At 68.1% G+C, this 14784-nt stretch carries 15 protein-coding genes, 1 tRNA gene and 1 other RNA gene; 10 read left to right on the top strand and 7 right to left on the bottom strand.

Annotated elements, in window-relative coordinates; genetic code table 11:
• Positions 1-34 precede the first annotated feature (34 nt).
• Positions 35-646, bottom strand: a complete 612-nt coding sequence (recR, locus tag EL337_RS26170; RefSeq protein ID WP_048634013.1) for a recombination mediator RecR — start codon at positions 644-646, stop codon at positions 35-37.
• A 4-nt stretch (positions 647-650) separates the two neighbouring features.
• Entirely contained in the window at positions 651-992 is a 342-nt protein-coding gene (locus tag EL337_RS26175) for a YbaB/EbfC family nucleoid-associated protein (RefSeq protein ID WP_048634014.1), read from the bottom strand.
• A gap of 129 nt (positions 993-1121) precedes the next feature.
• On the opposite strand from EL337_RS26175, the gene EL337_RS26180 reads away from it, so the two are divergent.
• Positions 1122-1874, top strand: coding sequence for an Rv3717 family N-acetylmuramoyl-L-alanine amidase (locus tag EL337_RS26180; RefSeq protein WP_048634015.1), 753 nt, complete (start codon positions 1122-1124; stop codon positions 1872-1874).
• Between the two features lie 14 nt (positions 1875-1888).
• Here the strand turns inward: EL337_RS26180 and EL337_RS26185 are convergent, their stop codons facing one another.
• On the bottom strand, positions 1889-2344 hold the full coding sequence (locus tag EL337_RS26185) for an SRPBCC family protein (protein ID WP_048634016.1): 456 nt from the start codon (positions 2342-2344) through the stop codon (positions 1889-1891).
• A gap of 90 nt (positions 2345-2434) precedes the next feature.
• On the opposite strand from EL337_RS26185, the gene EL337_RS26190 reads away from it, so the two are divergent.
• Genes EL337_RS26190 through EL337_RS26200 form a run of 3 tightly spaced genes read left to right on the top strand, consistent with a single transcriptional unit; the run spans position 2435 to position 5536 of the window.
• Complete coding sequence (locus EL337_RS26190) at positions 2435-3814, top strand: FAD-binding oxidoreductase (protein WP_048634017.1); 1380 nt, start codon at positions 2435-2437, stop codon at positions 3812-3814.
• Positions 3811-5133, top strand: a complete 1323-nt coding sequence (locus EL337_RS26195) for a class I SAM-dependent methyltransferase (RefSeq protein ID WP_048634018.1) — start codon at positions 3811-3813, stop codon at positions 5131-5133. The genes EL337_RS26190 and EL337_RS26195 overlap by 4 nt, the downstream gene beginning before the upstream one ends.
• 16 nt (positions 5134-5149) lie before the next feature.
• A complete protein-coding gene (locus EL337_RS26200) occupies positions 5150-5536 on the top strand; it encodes a phage holin family protein (RefSeq protein WP_048634019.1) in 387 nt (128 codons plus the stop codon).
• Between the two features lie 20 nt (positions 5537-5556).
• Here the strand turns inward: EL337_RS26200 and EL337_RS26205 are convergent, their stop codons facing one another.
• The 3 genes from EL337_RS26205 to ffs form a co-directional block, all read right to left on the bottom strand.
• Positions 5557-7587, bottom strand: coding sequence for a DNA polymerase III subunits gamma/tau (locus tag EL337_RS26205; protein WP_126316694.1), 2031 nt, complete (start codon positions 7585-7587; stop codon positions 5557-5559).
• A 26-nt stretch (positions 7588-7613) separates the two neighbouring features.
• Positions 7614-8912 carry an aspartate aminotransferase type Ic gene (locus tag EL337_RS26210; RefSeq protein ID WP_048635179.1) on the bottom strand — a complete coding sequence of 433 codons (1299 nt, stop codon included), beginning with the start codon at positions 8910-8912 and terminating at the stop codon, positions 7614-7616.
• Positions 8913-8947: 35 nt separating this feature from the next.
• An RNA gene (ffs, locus tag EL337_RS26215) (signal recognition particle sRNA small type) lies at positions 8948-9042 on the bottom strand.
• 94 nt (positions 9043-9136) lie between these two features.
• Between ffs and EL337_RS26220 the strand changes: the two genes are divergently transcribed.
• The 6 genes from EL337_RS26220 (at position 9137) to EL337_RS28925 (ending at position 13489) form a co-directional block, all read left to right on the top strand.
• A tRNA-Ser gene (locus EL337_RS26220) sits at positions 9137-9222 on the top strand.
• Between the two features lie 70 nt (positions 9223-9292).
• A complete protein-coding gene (locus EL337_RS26225) occupies positions 9293-10120 on the top strand; it encodes a lipid uptake coordinator LucA (RefSeq protein WP_048635178.1) in 828 nt (275 codons plus the stop codon).
• A gap of 52 nt (positions 10121-10172) precedes the next feature.
• On the top strand, positions 10173-11183 hold the full coding sequence (locus EL337_RS26230) for a S1C family serine protease (protein ID WP_048635177.1): 1011 nt from the start codon (positions 10173-10175) through the stop codon (positions 11181-11183).
• Between the two features lie 62 nt (positions 11184-11245).
• On the top strand, positions 11246-12316 hold the full coding sequence (locus EL337_RS26235) for an NAD(P)H-dependent amine dehydrogenase family protein (RefSeq protein WP_048635176.1): 1071 nt from the start codon (positions 11246-11248) through the stop codon (positions 12314-12316).
• A 9-nt stretch (positions 12317-12325) separates the two neighbouring features.
• Positions 12326-13198 carry a DMT family transporter gene (locus EL337_RS26240; RefSeq protein WP_048635175.1) on the top strand — a complete coding sequence of 291 codons (873 nt, stop codon included), beginning with the start codon at positions 12326-12328 and terminating at the stop codon, positions 13196-13198.
• A gap of 27 nt (positions 13199-13225) precedes the next feature.
• On the top strand, positions 13226-13489 hold the full coding sequence (locus tag EL337_RS28925) for a hypothetical protein (protein WP_198528545.1): 264 nt from the start codon (positions 13226-13228) through the stop codon (positions 13487-13489).
• Here EL337_RS28925 and EL337_RS26250 read toward each other — a convergent pair.
• Entirely contained in the window at positions 13457-14782 is a 1326-nt protein-coding gene (locus EL337_RS26250) for an HNH endonuclease signature motif containing protein (RefSeq protein ID WP_126316696.1), read from the bottom strand. The two genes, EL337_RS28925 and EL337_RS26250, sit on opposite strands and share 33 nt — an antisense overlap.
• Between the last annotated feature and the right edge of the window lie 2 nt (positions 14783-14784).

The raw sequence follows: 14784 nt of genomic DNA on the forward strand, positions 1-14784 counted from the left end.
TCCCGACGCGGCCGGACCTGCCCCGAAAACCCCGTCAGACCATGGTGCGGCGGCCGGCGAGCGCGCGACCCAGCGTGAGTTCGTCGGCGAACTCCAGGTCACCGCCCATCGGGAGACCTGACGCGATCCGGGTCACCGACAGACCGGGGATGTCGCGCAACATCCGCACCAGATACGTGGCCGTGGCCTCGCCCTCGGTATTGGGGTCGGTGGCGATGATGACCTCGGCGATCTCCACGCCGTCCACCCGTTCGCCGATCCGGTTGAGCAGCTCCCGGATTCGCAATTGATCGGGCCCGACGCCGGACAGCGGGTCGAGTGCACCGCCGAGCACGTGGTAGCGCCCGCGGAACTCGCGGGTCCGCTCGACCGCCTGCACGTCCTTGGGCTCCTCGACGACACACACCAGCGACGCGTCCCGGCGCGAGTCGCTGCAGATGCGGCAGCGGTCGTCGTCGCTGACATTGCCGCACACCGCACAGAACTTCACGCCGTCGCGAACCTTGTTCAGCACCGCGGTGAGCCGGTCGATGTCCGGCGGCTCGACCGAGAGCAGATGGAACGCGATCCGCTGGGCACTCTTCGGCCCGATGCCGGGCAGCTTGCCGAGCTCGTCGATCAGATCCTGGACGGGTCCTTCGAACAAGTAGTCACATCCCCGGCAAGCCGAGGCCGCCCATGCCGCCGGCCAGCGGTCCGAGCCGATCGTGGGCGAGAATGGTGACCTGTTTGGCGGCGTCGGCGATCGCGCCGACGACGAGGTCCTGCAGGGTTTCGACGTCGGAGGGGTCGACGACCTTGGGATCGATCGCCACGCCTACCACCTCGCCGCTGCCCCGCATCGTCACCTGCACCAGCCCGCCACCGGCCTGGCCGTGCACCTCGGCGCCGGCCAGGGACGCCTGGGCTTCCATGAGCTGCTGCTGCACCTGCTGAGCCTGTGCGAGCAGGGCTGACATGTCGGGCATCTCGGGTTGGCCACCAGGCTGCATCAGTGATCCTCCGTACGTGTCGGTAGGCGAATTGATTAAGTCTCGGTCTCGACTTGGTTGCGCTCGCTGCCAAGCGGCACTTTTGACTTTCAGCGTAGTCGGCACTGCGGCTACCGTGGCGCCGTGCCCATGCCAGCCAGACAGCGTGTCGGCCTGCGGACAGCGTCGGCCGTCGCCAGCGCGCTGCTCGTCGCGTCGTCAGTCCTCGCCGGGCCCGCCCAGGCGGCACCCGCCAACATCGCCGGCATGATCGTCTTCCTCGACCCCGGTCATCAGGCCTCGATGGAAGGGCTGAGTCGGCAGGTCCCCACCGGTCGCGGCGGCACCAAGGACTGCCAGGCCAGCGGCACCTCGACCGAGGACGGCCTCGCCGAACACACCTTCGCCTGGGACACCACGCTGCGGATCCGCCAGGCGCTGACCGCACTGGGCGTGCGCACCGCCATGTCACGCGGCGACGACACCGGTCCGGGGCCGTGCGTGGACGAGCGTGCCGCGATGGCCAACGCAATCACACCGAATGCCGTCGTCTCCATCCACGCCGACGGGGGCCCGCCCACCGGACGCGGGTTCCACGTGCTGTACTCGTCGCCCCCGCTCAACGCCGCGCAGGCCGGTCCGTCGGTGCAGTTCGCCAAGGTCATGCGCGATCAGCTCGCCGGATCCGGGATCCCACCCGCGACCTACATCGGCTCCTCGGGCCTGAACCCGCGCGCTGACATCGCCGGGCTGAACCTGGCGCAATACCCGTCGATCCTCGTCGAGCTCGGAAACATGAAGAGTCCGGTGGACTCCGCGCTGATGAAGACCGAGGCAGGGCGGCAGAAGTACGCCGACGCCGTCGTTCGCGGCATCGTGGCGTTCCTCAGCAGCCAGCGCTAGGCACGTTCGCGAGCTCAGGGCTTCGGCTGGCTGCCGCCCTCGACCTCTCGCTTGAGGTTGCCGAGCACCTCTGCCTGGATCTTGCGCAATCCGAGCGGGGCGAAGGTCTTCTCGAAGAAGCCCCCGATACCGCCCGCACCCTGCCACGACGTCTTGACCGTCACCGACGAGCCGGGTCCGGCCGGCGCCACCGTCCAGTTGGTCACCATGGACGAGTTCGCGTCCTTCTCGATCACGGTGCGGCCCGCGACGTCGACGGATGCCTTGACGTCGCGCGAGCGCGACTTGGTGGCCTGGAGCTTCCATTCGGCCACCGTGCCCGCGCCCTGGCCGCCTTCGAGCACCCGATAGCCGCTGTAGTGCGCGGAGAGGATCTTCGGGCGCATGGCCTCGTAGTCCGCGACGGCGGCCAGCACCGTGGCCGGCTCGGCGTCGATCAGGACCGTGCTGGACGCGCTGACCTGTCCCATCAGTACAAACTCCTTGTCAGGTGAAAACACAATGCGTGGCGCGCGACCGGTGCGGTCGCATCGGCTGTCAACGCGGACTAGCGTATATGCGTGTCTGTTGCCCCAACCGACGCACGTTCTGCTCACGCCGAAGGCGTGCAGCGGCTTCTCGCCAGCTATCGGGCGATTCCCGTTGACGCGACCGTGCGTCTCGCCAAGCCCACCTCCAACCTGTTCCGCGTCCGGGCCAAGAGCTCGGCCCCTGGCCTGGACACCTCCGGGCTGACGGGCGTGATCTCCGTCGATCCCGACGCACGTACCGCCGATGTGGCCGGGATGTGCACCTACGAAGACCTGGTCGCGGCCACGCTGCCCCACGGGCTGTCGCCACTGGTCGTCCCTCAGCTCAAGACCATCACCCTCGGTGGCGCGGTCACCGGCCTCGGCATCGAGTCCGCCTCGTTCCGTAACGGACTCCCCCACGAGTCGGTTCTGGAGATGGACATCTTGACCGGCGCGGGCGAGGTGGTGCGCGCCTCGCCTGTCGAGAACGTCGATCTCTTCCAGGCGTTCCCGAACTCCTACGGCACCCTCGGCTATGCGGTGCGGCTCAAGATCGAGCTGGAGCCGGTGAAACCCTTTGTCGCACTTCGGCATCTACGGTTCCACTCGCTCACCGAACTGATCGAGACGATGGACCGGATCACCGAAACCGGCGGCCTGGACGGTGAGCGCGTCGACTATCTCGACGGTGTGGTGTTCAGCGCCGACGAGAGCTACCTGTGCATCGGTGTCCAGTCCGCGACCCCGGGGGCTGTCAGCGACTACACAGGAAGCGCCATCTACTATCGCTCCATCCAACACGAGGACGGTGAGAAGCACGACAGGCTCACCATCCACGACTATCTGTGGCGTTGGGACACCGACTGGTTCTGGTGCTCACGGGCGTTCGGTGCGCAGAACCCGCGAATCCGCCGCTGGTGGCCGCGACGGTACCGGCGCAGCAGCTTCTACTGGAAGCTCATCGGCTACGACCAGCGCTTCGACATCGCCGACCGTATCGAGGTGCGCAACGGCCGTCCGCCCCGCGAGCGCGTCGTCCAGGACGTCGAGGTGCCCATCGAGCGCACCGCCGACTTCCTCGAGTGGTTCCTCGACAACGTCCCGATCGAACCGATCTGGTTGTGTCCGTTGCGGCTTCGCGAGGACCGGAACTGGCCGCTCTACCCGATCCCACCGCGCCACACCTACGTCAACATCGGCTTCTGGTCCTCGGTGCCCGTCGGGCCCGAGGAGGGTTACACCAACAAGATGATCGAACGCAAGGTCAGCGAGCTCGACGGGCACAAATCGCTGTACTCCGACGCGTTCTATTCACCCGAGGAGTTCGACGAACTCTACGGCGGCGAGATCTATCCGACGGTCAAGAAGACCTACGATCCGGACTCCCGTTTCCTCGACCTCTACGCGAAGGCAGTAAGACGGCAATGACGACTTTTCGAGAACGCACGGACGACTCGGCCCGTGACCCCGACCGCAAGCTCACCCTCGCCGAGGTCCTGGAGATCTTCGCCCCCGGCCGGATGCCGCTGAAGTTCACGGCGTACGACGGCAGCAGCGCCGGCCCCGACGACGCTTCCCTGGGCCTGGATCTGCGGACGCCGCGGGGCACCACCTACCTGGCAACGGCTCCCGGCGATCTCGGGCTCGCCCGCGCCTACGTCTCCGGTGACCTGGAGATGCTCGGAGTCCACCCCGGCGATCCGTACGAGCTGCTCACCGGGCTTGTGGAGAAGCTCGATTTCAAGCGCCCGTCGGCGCGTGTGCTGGCGCAGATCGTCCGCTCCATCGGCATCGAGCACCTCAAGCCGATCCCGCCCCCGCCTCAGGAGGCCCTGCCCCGGTGGCGGCGCATGGTGGAAGGGTTGCGGCACAGCAAATCTCGCGACGCGGAGGCGATCCACCACCACTACGACGTCTCGAACACGTTCTACGAGTGGGTGCTCGGCCCGTCGATGACCTACACCTGCGCGTGTTATCCGCATCCGGACGCCACGCTCGAGGAGGCGCAGGAGAACAAGTACCGCCTGGTGTTCGAGAAGCTGCGCCTGAAGCCGGGCGACCGGCTGCTCGACGTCGGTTGCGGCTGGGGCGGCATGGTGCGCTACGCCGCCAGCCACGGCGTCAAGGTGCTCGGGGTGACGCTGTCCAAGGAGCAGGCGGAGTGGGCCAAGGCCGCCATCGCGCGTGACGGGCTGGCCGACCTGGCCGAAGTGCGCCACAGCGACTACCGCGACGTGCGCGAGTCGCAGTTCGACGCGGTGTCTTCGATCGGTCTCACCGAACACATCGGCGTCGCCAACTACCCGCCGTACTTCCGCTTCCTCAAGTCGAAGCTGCGCACCGGCGGACTCCTGCTCAACCATTGCATCACCCGGCACGACAACAGGACCGGCGCCGCCGCAGGCGGCTTCATAGACCGGTACGTGTTCCCCGACGGGGAGCTCACCGGGTCGGGGCGGATCATCTCCGAGATGCAGGATGTCGGTCTGGAAGTGGTGCACGAGGAGAACCTGCGACACCACTACGCGATGACGTTGCGGGACTGGTGCCGCAACCTGGTCGAGCACTGGGACGAAGCGGTCGCCGAGGTGGGTCTGGCGACCGCGAAGGTGTGGGGTGTCTACATGGCGGGGTCCCGAGTGGGCTTCGAGCAGAACATCATTCAGCTGCATCAGGTGCTGGCGGTGAAGCTCGACGAGCGTGGCAGGGACGGCGGATTGCCGTCGCGGCCGTGGTGGGACGCGTAGCAACTATGCTCACCGTGTGATCCGCTTGGTGCTGCGCGTCGCGGTCTTCCTGGGCTCCTCGGCGATCGGGCTGCTAGTGGCCGGCTGGCTGGTGCCCGGAGTGTCGCTGTCTGTGCTGGGCTTCATCACTGCGGTCGTGATCTTCACTGTGGCACAGGCGATCCTGTCGCCGTTCTTCCTGAAGATGGCCAGCAGGTACGCATCGGCGTTCCTGGGTGGCATCGGTCTGGTGTCCACGTTCGCGGCACTGCTGCTGGCCTCGCTGCTGTCCAACGGGCTGAGCATCCGCGGCATCGGCTCGTGGATCGCAGCCACCGTGGTGGTGTGGCTGGTCACCGCCTTGGCGACAGTGGTGCTACCGGTGCTGGTGTTGCGCGAGAAGAAGAAACCGGCGACCAGCTAGTCCCTTTGCTCGACTGAGGCTCAGCCGTCGATGCGGCGGGCCCCAAGCTCGGTCTGCAGCAACTCCAGCGCCGCCTCTTCCGGGTCGCGGCGTGGTGCCGCGGGGTCCGCGGTGCCCGCCTCGGCGAGCATGCTCTCGACGTCGTCGTCCTCAGGCGGCGGCGGAGGCGGTTCGGCAAGGGCGACGCGTTCACGGGGCCGTTGAGGCGTCGGCCGCTGGGGGGTGGGGCGTGGTGGCGCCGGGGTGGACGGCGCGGCCGCGGCGGGCTCGCCACCGGTCTCGCACCTGATCTTCCAGTCCACACCGAGCGCGTCCTTGAGCGCTTCCCGGATGACGTCGGCGTTGCGCTGCTCGACGAGGCGCTTGGCCAGCGGAGCGGACTCGTGGCTGAGGACCAGGGTGTCGCCCTCGACGGCGCGGACGATGGCGCCCGCGAGCATGACCTCGGTGGTGCGGCTGCGCTCCCGCACCTTTTCCCGCACGGTCGTCCACATGCTGCGCACCGCGGCGGCGTTGGGCTCGCCTGCGGCAACCGCCGCAGCCGGCGTGGCGGCGGGCGCTTCCACCGCAGGCGCTGCGGGCGGGCGCACCGGCGGCGGCGAATCCGGTTCGGGTTCAACGTCTCTGGGCGCGGGCTCGGGGGCGGGCTCGGGCTCGGCAGCAGGGGCGGGCACCGGAGCGGGCCGGGCCGCCGCGGCGGGCGCGGCGGGCGCGGCGGGCGGAATCGGCGCCGGTGCGGCCGCCGGCTCTGCAACTGGTTGTGCCTCCGGCTGCGCAGCTGGTTCTGCCGCCGGCTGTGCAGCTGGTTCTGTTTCCGACGCTTCGCTCTTGCGGACGAACTGCTTGCGCGGAACGCCGGCAGCGCCGCCTGCGACGGCGTCGCTGGCCGGGATGGACAGATCGAGCCGGGTCTCGATGCGCTCGACTCGCTGCAACAGCGCGGCCTCGGTGTCGCTGGCCGAGGGAAGCAGCAGCCTGGCGCACACCACCTCCAGCAGCAGCCGCGGAGCCGTCGCGCCGCGCATCTCCCCGAGGCCGGCATGCACCACTTCGGCGTACCGGGTCAGGGTCGCCATTCCGAGCCGCGACGCCTGGTCCCGCATCCGGTCCAGGATGTCCTCCGGCCCGTCCACCACGCCACGCGCGATCGCGTCAGGCACCGCCTGCAGCACGATCAGATCGCGGAACCGCTCGAGCAGGTCGGTGGCGAACCGTCGCGGGTCGTGTCCGGCGTCGATGACCCCCTCGACCGCCCCGAACAGGGCGGGGGCGTCGCCCGCGGCCAGCGCGTCGATCGCGTCGTCGATCAGTGCGACATCGGTGGCCCCCAGCAGGGACAGCGCCCGCTGATAGGCGACGTGGTTGCCATCCGCGCCTGCGAGGAGCTGGTCCAGCACACTGAGCGTGTCACGCGGTGAGCCGCCGCCCGCACGGATCACCAGCGGGTAGACCGCGTCGTCGACGTCGACGCTCTCCGAGGCGACGATCTTCTCGATCAACGTGCGCATCGTCTTGGGCGCCAGCAGCCGGAACGGGTAGTGATGGGTGCGCGACCGGATGGTCGGCAGCACCTTTTCCGGCTCCGTGGTGGCGAACACGAAGATCAGGTGCTCGGGCGGCTCCTCGACGATCTTGAGCAGCGCGTTGAAGCCGGCCGTGGTGACCATGTGCGCCTCGTCGACGATGAAGATGCGGTACCGCGACTGGGCCGGGGCATAGAACGCGCGGTCACGCAGTTCCCGGGTGTCGTCGACACCACCGTGGCTGGCGGCGTCGAGTTCGGTCACGTCGACGCTGCCGCCGCCGTTGGGAGCCAACGCCACACAGGAGTCGCAGACGCCGCACGGGGTAGCCGTGGGACCTTGCGCGCAGTTCAGCGAGCGGGCCAGGATCCTCGCCGACGACGTCTTGCCGCAACCACGCGGACCCGAGAACAGGTAGGCATGGTTGATGCGACCCGAGTTCAGCGCCGTCGACAGCGGCTCGGTGACGTGTTCCTGGCCGACGACATCTGCGAACGTCGCCGGTCGGTACTTGCGGTAGAGAGCCACGGAAGCAGGCTACCCAGCCCCGCCGACTACTTCTCGGCCAGCAGGTGCTCGGTAGCCGACAGCAGCGCGCACGTGGCGAGGCCGTCGATGGCGGCCTGCAGGTCGGACGTGTTCGGGAAGGTCGGGGCGATCCGGATGTTCTTGTCTTCCGGGTCTTTTCGATACGGGAAGGCGGCCCCGGCCTCCGTCACCGCGATGCCCGCATCCTTGGCCAGGGCGATGGTTCGCCGGGCGGTGCCGGGCAGCACGTCGAGGCTGATGAAGTAGCCGCCCTTCGGTTCGGTCCAGGACGCGATCTTGGACTCACCGAGACGCTCCTCGAGGATCTCCAGCACGAGCGCGAACTTGGGCGCCAGCAGCGCCTGGTGGCGCTGCATGTGCAGTCGCACGCCGTCTGCGTCACCGAAGAACCGGGCATGCCGGAGCTGGTTGAGCTTGTCGGGACCGATCGACCGTTTGCCCGCGTGCTGCAGGTACCAGGCGATGTTGCCCAGCGAACCGCCGAAGAAGCAGACTCCGGCCCCGGCAAAGGTGATCTTGGAGGTGGACGCAAAGACCAGCGGTCGGTTGGCGTGGTTGGCCGCCGCCGCGAGGCCGAGGATGTCGATCTGCTTCCCGAAGTCGTGGGTGAGCGTGTGCACCGCATACGCGTTGTCCCACATGATCCGGAAATCGGTTGCCGCCGTTTCCATCTGGACCAGGCGACGGGTCGTCTCCCACGAGTAGGTGGTACCGGTGGGGTTCGAGTACATCGGCACGCACCACATACCCTTGATCGCCGGGTCCGCGGCGACGAGTTCCTCGATGAGGTCCACGTCGGGGCCGTCCTCGCGCAGGGGCACCGGGATCATCTCGATACAGAGGCTCTCGGTGATGGCGAAGTGGCGGTCGTAGCCAGGCGCGGGACACAGGAACTTCACGCCGGGGCCGTCGTGGAGGTCGCGAATCCATGGCCGCGGCGAGTCCACGCCGCCGTGCAGCAGCGAATACACGATCACGTCGTGCATGAACTCCAGGCTGGCGTTGTTGCCCGCGATCAGATTCGGCACCGGGATTCCGAGCAGCTCACCGAAGATCGCCCGCAGTTCGGGCAGTCCGTGCAGGCCGCCGTAGTTGCGGGTGTCGGTGCCTTCGGCGTCCCGGAAGGAGTCGGCGCCGTCGCCCGGCAGTCCCAGCAGCGGGTTCGACAGGTCCAGCTGTGCGGGTGAGGGCTTTCCCCGGGTCAGGTCGAGGCGGAGGTTCTTGGCCTGCAGTTCGGCGTAGTTGCGCCGCTGCAGTTCGTGCTGCGCGTCCAGGTCGTCGCGGCCCAGCGATTGAAACGACACCGCTCGCCTTTCCCCGTGCATGCGTGATGGGTGACATAAGGGGACCCCGCGCACCCGCCAGAGCCCGTTGACCCTTGCTGCCTTCCGGCCCTGGGGGAGTTCACAGGATGGACGCCGCGCGGGGTCCACGGCGAGTGTAATACCCCCGGGCTCACGAACCACCTTCGAGGATCTCCGACGAGCGATTGGCGGGACCCCCTGGCCGGTCGGTTACCATGGCCGACGGAGGATTCGCCTAGTGGCCTATGGCGCTCGCCTGGAACGCGGGTTGGGTTAATAGCCCTCAGGGGTTCAAATCCCCTATCCTCCGCACTCGCCCGAGGTGCGACCGGCTGACAACTCGCCAGGTCGCACCTCGGGCAACAAGATCGAGGAGGAGTATGGGCCGCACCGCTGCGGTGATCTGGCACGCGTCGTTCTGCGTTGCCGCCGGTGTCCTCTACTTCTTCTTCGTGCTTCCGCGGACGCCCGAGTTGCTCGGTGATACGTCCCCCACGCTCGGTACCGCGCTGCGGATCGTTACCGGCGCCCTGATCGGCCTTGCCGCTCTGCCCGTGGTGTTGACGCTGTTGCGCACCCGTCCTCCCGAGTTCGGCACCCCCAAGCTGGCGCTCAACCTGCGCGTCGTGTCGATCTCGCTGCACGTCCTGGCGGGTGTGCTCATCGTCGGCACCGCGATCAGCGAGATCTGGCTGTCGCTGGACGACGCCGGTCAGTGGCTGTTCGGCATCTACGGGGCCGCCGCGGCGGTCGCTTTCCTCGCCGCGCTGGCGTTCTACCTGGCGTTCGTCGCCGAGACGACGCCGCCACCGCCCAAACCGCTGAAGGTCAAGCAGCGTTCCGGCCGGCGGGGCCGCAAGGATGCCGCCGCCGACAGCGAGGATTCGGATGGTTCCGAAGAGGCTATAGAAGCCGAAGAGGTCATAGGGGCCGACGGGGCCGACCAGGCCGACGGCGCGAAAGCGACCGAGGATGCTGACGGGGCCACCGAGAGTGACACAGACAATTCCGAGCCGACGCCCACCGCTCCCACAGCCGAAGCGGAGCCTGACGGCGCGCCTGAGGCCGACACGGTCGCCGAATCCGAGCCCGAATCCGACGCCGCCGAATCGTCGGACGGCAAACTCCGGAATCGCCGTCCGACCGGCAAGGGAGCGGTGCTCGGACGGCGCAAGCGGACCCGCGGCGGCGTCGCCGTCGAGGACTGAGCGCACCATCTCACGTCGACAGCAGCCGACGTCGCAAGCACTATTGATGAGTATGGGGCTGATTAGGGGACACCGGACGCTGCTGCTGGCATTGGCTGCGGCCCTCACTCTCGTCGCTCCGTCGGCGCCCGCTTCGGCTGCTCCAGGGGATCCCGTCGCGGCATCTGCCCTCGTCGAGCCTGCCGTGGTGCGCATCGACACGGCCGTCGACTACCAGGGCGTCGTGGGGTTGGGCACCGGCTTCGTCATCGACCCCGGCGGCCAGATCCTGACGAACTTCCACGTGGTTCAGGGTGCCGACCGCATCACCGGAACCGTCGGCGGCCGTCCCTACGCCGGCCAACTCGTCGGGTACGACCGCAAACGCGACGTGGCCGTCGTGCAGCTGCTCGGCGCTGCCGGTCTCCCGGTGGCTCCCATCGGCGATGTGAACCTCCTGGCGCCCGGTGAGCCGTTGGTCGCCCTCGGTAACGCGATGGGTTCGGATGCCCCGCTGACCCAGGAAGTGGGCACGCTGACGGCGTTCGGGCGCACCGTGGAGGCCGAGGACGCACTGACGGGAACCACCGACCAGCTCACCGGCCTTTTCGAGTTCGCCGCTCCGGTGCGGGCCGGCGATTCCGGTGGTCCGGTGGTCAACGGCGCCGGCCAGGTCGTCGGCATCACCACCGCGGCGTCGGTCAACTTCCGGATGGGGCCCGGAGGCAAAGGCTTCGCGATTCCGATCAACGATGCGATGGCGGTGGCCGCTCAGATCCGGGCCGGGGTGCGCTCCGACAACGTTCACATCGGTCCCCCCACCCTGCTCGGCGTCGGTGTGCGCACCGCGCCGCGTGATCAGCCGGGTGTCCTCATCCAGGAGGTCATGGTCGGTGGGCCTGCCGAACAGGCCGGCCTGCAGGCAGGCGACGTCATCATCACGCTCGACGGCACCCTGCTCGACTCGACCAACACCCTGACGTCGGTGCTCGACAGGCACTACCCGGGCGAAATACTGGACCTGACGTGGATCGACAGGTCGGGCCAGACCCGTACCGGCAAGGCCGTGCTGACGCCGTCCTGACTCCGCGTGGCATTTGACCCGATTTCGGCGGTCGATCAGCTGCGGAACCCTATGCTGAGCGAGTGCACAACAATGCTCCCTATCGGGTCGTCCAGTGGACGACGGGAAATGTCGGAAAGTCCTCGGTCGCTGCGATAGTCAAGAATCCGTTGCTGGAGCTGGTCGGCTGCTACGCCTGGTCGGACGACAAGGCCGGCCGTGACGTCGGCGAGCTCGTCGGTATCGACCCGCTGGGGATCACCGCCACCAACGACGTCGACGCGCTGCTCGCGCTCAAGCCCGACGTCGTCGTCTACAACCCGATGTGGATCGACGTCGACGAACTGGTGCGGATCCTGGAGGCCGGCGTGAACGTGGTGGCGTCCGCGTCGTTCATCACCGGGCACAACCTGGGTGACGGCCGGGACAAGCTTGCAGACGCCTGCCTGCGCGGCGGATCGACGCTCTTCGGGTCCGGCGTCAGCCCCGGTTTCGCCGAGCTGCTCGCCATCGTGGCCGGGACCGCCTGCGACCGCATCGACAAGGTCACCATCGCCGAGTCCGCCGACACCACGCTCTACGACTCCCCCGAGACAGAACGGCCGGTGGGCTTCGACATGGCGATCGACGACCCGGCGTTGCAACCGATGGCGGCCAAGGGCACCGCGGTGTTCGCCGAGGCTGTCCAGCTCGTCGCCGACGCGCTCGGCATCGCGCTGGACGAGATCACGTGCGTCTCCGAGTACGCGCAGACGACCGAGGATCTCCCAATGGCGTCGTGGACCATCAAGGCCGGACACGTGGCGGGCGTCTTCGCCAGCTGGCAGGGGATCGCCAACGGCAAGACCGTCATCGACATCAACGTCCGGTGGAAGAAGGGTCAGACGCTGGAGCCGGACTGGAAACTCGACGGGGACGGCTGGAAGATCACTATCGATGGACGGCCGACGGTGAACATGTCGGTCGGCTTCCTGCCGCCGCAGGACATGATCGAGAGCGCCAAGACGCTCGAGGACTTCTTCGTGCTCGGCCACATCATGACCGCGCTGCCGCCGATTCACGCGATCGCAGCCGTCGTCGCGGCGGCCCCCGGCATCGCGACCTACACCGACCTGCCACTGCCGCTGCCCCGAGGTGTCGTGCCGACTGGCTAGCCTTGCCGGGTGAGCGTTCGTGGATGGCTGCTGTTCGCCGCGATGAGCGTCATCTGGGGGATCCCGTATCTGCTCATCAAGGTTGCGGTGGAAGGGCTTTCGGTCCCCGTTCTGGTCTTTGCCCGTACCGCGGTGGGCGCGCTGGTGCTGATCCCGCTGACGCTGCGGCGGTCCTCGTGGGCTCCGGTGCTTGCGCAGTGGAAGCCGGTCGCGGCCTTCGCGTTCTTCGAGATCATCGCGGCCTGGCTGCTGCTCTCGGATGCCGAGCAGCACATTTCCAGCTCGCTGACCGGACTGCTGATCGCGGCCTCACCGATCGTCGCGGCGGTGCTCGACCGGCTCACCGGCGGTGGTCAGCCGCTGACGGCGAAGCGCCTCGCCGGGCTCGCGGTCGGGTTGTCGGGGGTCGCCGTGCTCGCCGGCCCAGAGCTGACCGGCGGCAGCGCATGGCCGGTCTCGGAGGTACTGCTGGTGGCGGTCTGCTACGCCATCGCGCCGCTGATCGCCGCGCGCTATCTCGCAGACGTGCCGACGATGCCGATGACGGCCGCATGCCTCGGCCTCGCGGCGATCATCTATGCCGGTCCGGCGGCGGCGACGTGGCCCTCCGCGGTTCCCGCGACGCGCGTAGTGGTGTCGGTGGCGCTCCTGGCCGTGGTCTGTACCGCGTTGGCGTTCATCGTGTTCTTCGCGCTGATCCGTGAGGTCGGTGCGCCCCGCGCGCTGGTGTTCACCTACGTCAACCCCGCGGTGGCTCTCGCTGCGGGTGTCGTCGTACTCGGCGAACCGCTGACACCGTGGCACCTGGCCGGCCTCGCGCTGATCCTCGCCGGTTCGGTACTGGCGACGCGGCGCCTCGAACCGAAAATTGCGTTGAGCTGACGTCGCGTCTGCGGTGACATGGAATCCATGCCCGCGACAATCTGGCCGCTCAACGACCTCGTCGTGTCGACTCCGCGGCTGACCCTGCGTTACCTCAACGATGAGCTCAGCAAGCAGATCGCCGAGCTTGCCGCCGCGGGCATCCACGACCCCGCCACCATGCCGTTCTCGGAGCCGTGGACAGACGTCCCCTCACCACTCTCGATGACTCGGCCACAGTGGGAAACAGTGCGCCGCAGCGACATCGAGATCACTGGACTAAGGAAGGCCCGAGAGTTCCTCGGCCTCTAACCCGTCAATTGATCGTCGGTGGTGCCTGAAGGGGTGGTACCACTTCCATTGGGCGCGTTCGCCGGTCGGTCCGCGGTACGGCGGGACGCGGGGTGGTTGTGTGGTGGGTGGCCTAGCCAGGGAGGCGCCGCTGAGTGGACGACCTCGGGCGTCGGCGACCACCAGGGTGTGGGCGGGGCCGGTGAGGGTGATGACGCCGCGGTGATGCGCCCGGTGGTGGAACGGGCACACCAGCACGAGGTTGTCGAGCTCGGTGGGACCGCCGTCTTCCCAGTGGATCAGGTGGTGGGCGTGCAGGCCGCGGGTGGCCCCGCAGCCGGGGACCACACAACAGCGGTCGCGGTGCTCCAGCGCCCGGCGTAGCCGCCGGTTGACGGTGCGGGTGGCCCGCCCCGCCCCGATGGGTTGGCCGTGGCGTTGGAACCACACCTCGCAGGTGGCATCACAGCTCAGGTAGCGGCGCTGCTCATCGGTGAGCACCGGACCCAGATGCAGCGCCCCGACCTTCGTGTCCACATCGACGTGCACGACGACGGTAGTGTGCTGGCCGTGCGGGCGGCGGGTGGCTTCGGCGTCCCAACTGGATTCGACCAGCCGGGTGAACGCCTCCATCGTGCTCGGAAACGGCGGCACCTGCGCCTCGTCGCGGCTCTCGATCTGGTGGTCGTCTTTCCACTCGGCGATCAGGGCATCACGGTGCGCGGATAAGGCGGCATCGAACGCGGCAGCCTCGGGGTTCGACAGCCGGATCCGCCACGTCGTGAACCCCGCCTCGGTGATCTTGGTGATGGACCCGTCGGACGCACCGGGATCCACTGCGACATCCCCGACCTCGTCGTCGTCCTCTTCGTCGTCCTCGTCGGGGGTGGGGTCGGGTTCGGGGGGCAATTCTTGTTTAACCGCCGTGCGTAGCTGGGTGACCGTCGCATACCGCGCCAACCCCACATAATGGTCATCGGAGCCGTCGCCGGCGCGTTCAGCGATCACCCCCACCTGATCCAGCGACAACCAGCCCTGCCGCAACCCGGTGGTGCAGCGCGGGAACTGCTCGGCCCGATCAGCCACCGCGACGATGGTCTCGGCGTTACGCGGGGACACCCCCAGCTTCCACGCCACCAGCGAGGCGATCGACTTCGCCCCCGTCATCCCCCACAACCGCTCACCGTCGAGCTCGGCCACGATATCGACGATGCGCCCATCGATCGCGTTACGCTGACCCGCCAACTCCGACAACTCGTCGAACAACACCTCAAGACGCTCCTTAGGTCCCAAAGATGTTGCCGCCAAAGACATAA

Origin of the sequence: Mycolicibacterium aurum, assembly GCF_900637195.1 — a bacterium.
In the GTDB taxonomy this organism is placed as follows: domain Bacteria; phylum Actinomycetota; class Actinomycetes; order Mycobacteriales; family Mycobacteriaceae; genus Mycobacterium; species Mycobacterium aurum.

Excerpts from the sequence above, each read along its gene's own strand:
- EL337_RS26175 (WP_048634014.1), bottom strand. The coding sequence starts at position 992 with ATGCAGCCTGGTGGCCAACCCGAGATGCCCGACATGTCAGCCCTGCTC.
- EL337_RS26180 (WP_048634015.1), top strand. The coding sequence starts at position 1,122 with ATGCCAGCCAGACAGCGTGTCGGCCTGCGGACAGCGTCGGCCGTCGCC.
- EL337_RS26185 (WP_048634016.1), bottom strand. The coding sequence starts at position 2,344 with ATGGGACAGGTCAGCGCGTCCAGCACGGTCCTGATCGACGCCGAGCCG.
- EL337_RS26195 (WP_048634018.1), top strand. The coding sequence starts at position 3,811 with ATGACGACTTTTCGAGAACGCACGGACGACTCGGCCCGTGACCCCGAC.
- EL337_RS26225 (WP_048635178.1), top strand. The coding sequence starts at position 9,293 with ATGGGCCGCACCGCTGCGGTGATCTGGCACGCGTCGTTCTGCGTTGCC.
- EL337_RS26230 (WP_048635177.1), top strand. The coding sequence starts at position 10,173 with ATGGGGCTGATTAGGGGACACCGGACGCTGCTGCTGGCATTGGCTGCG.
- EL337_RS28925 (WP_198528545.1), top strand. The coding sequence starts at position 13,226 with ATGCCCGCGACAATCTGGCCGCTCAACGACCTCGTCGTGTCGACTCCG.
- EL337_RS26250 (WP_126316696.1), bottom strand. The coding sequence starts at position 14,782 with ATGTCTTTGGCGGCAACATCTTTGGGACCTAAGGAGCGTCTTGAGGTG.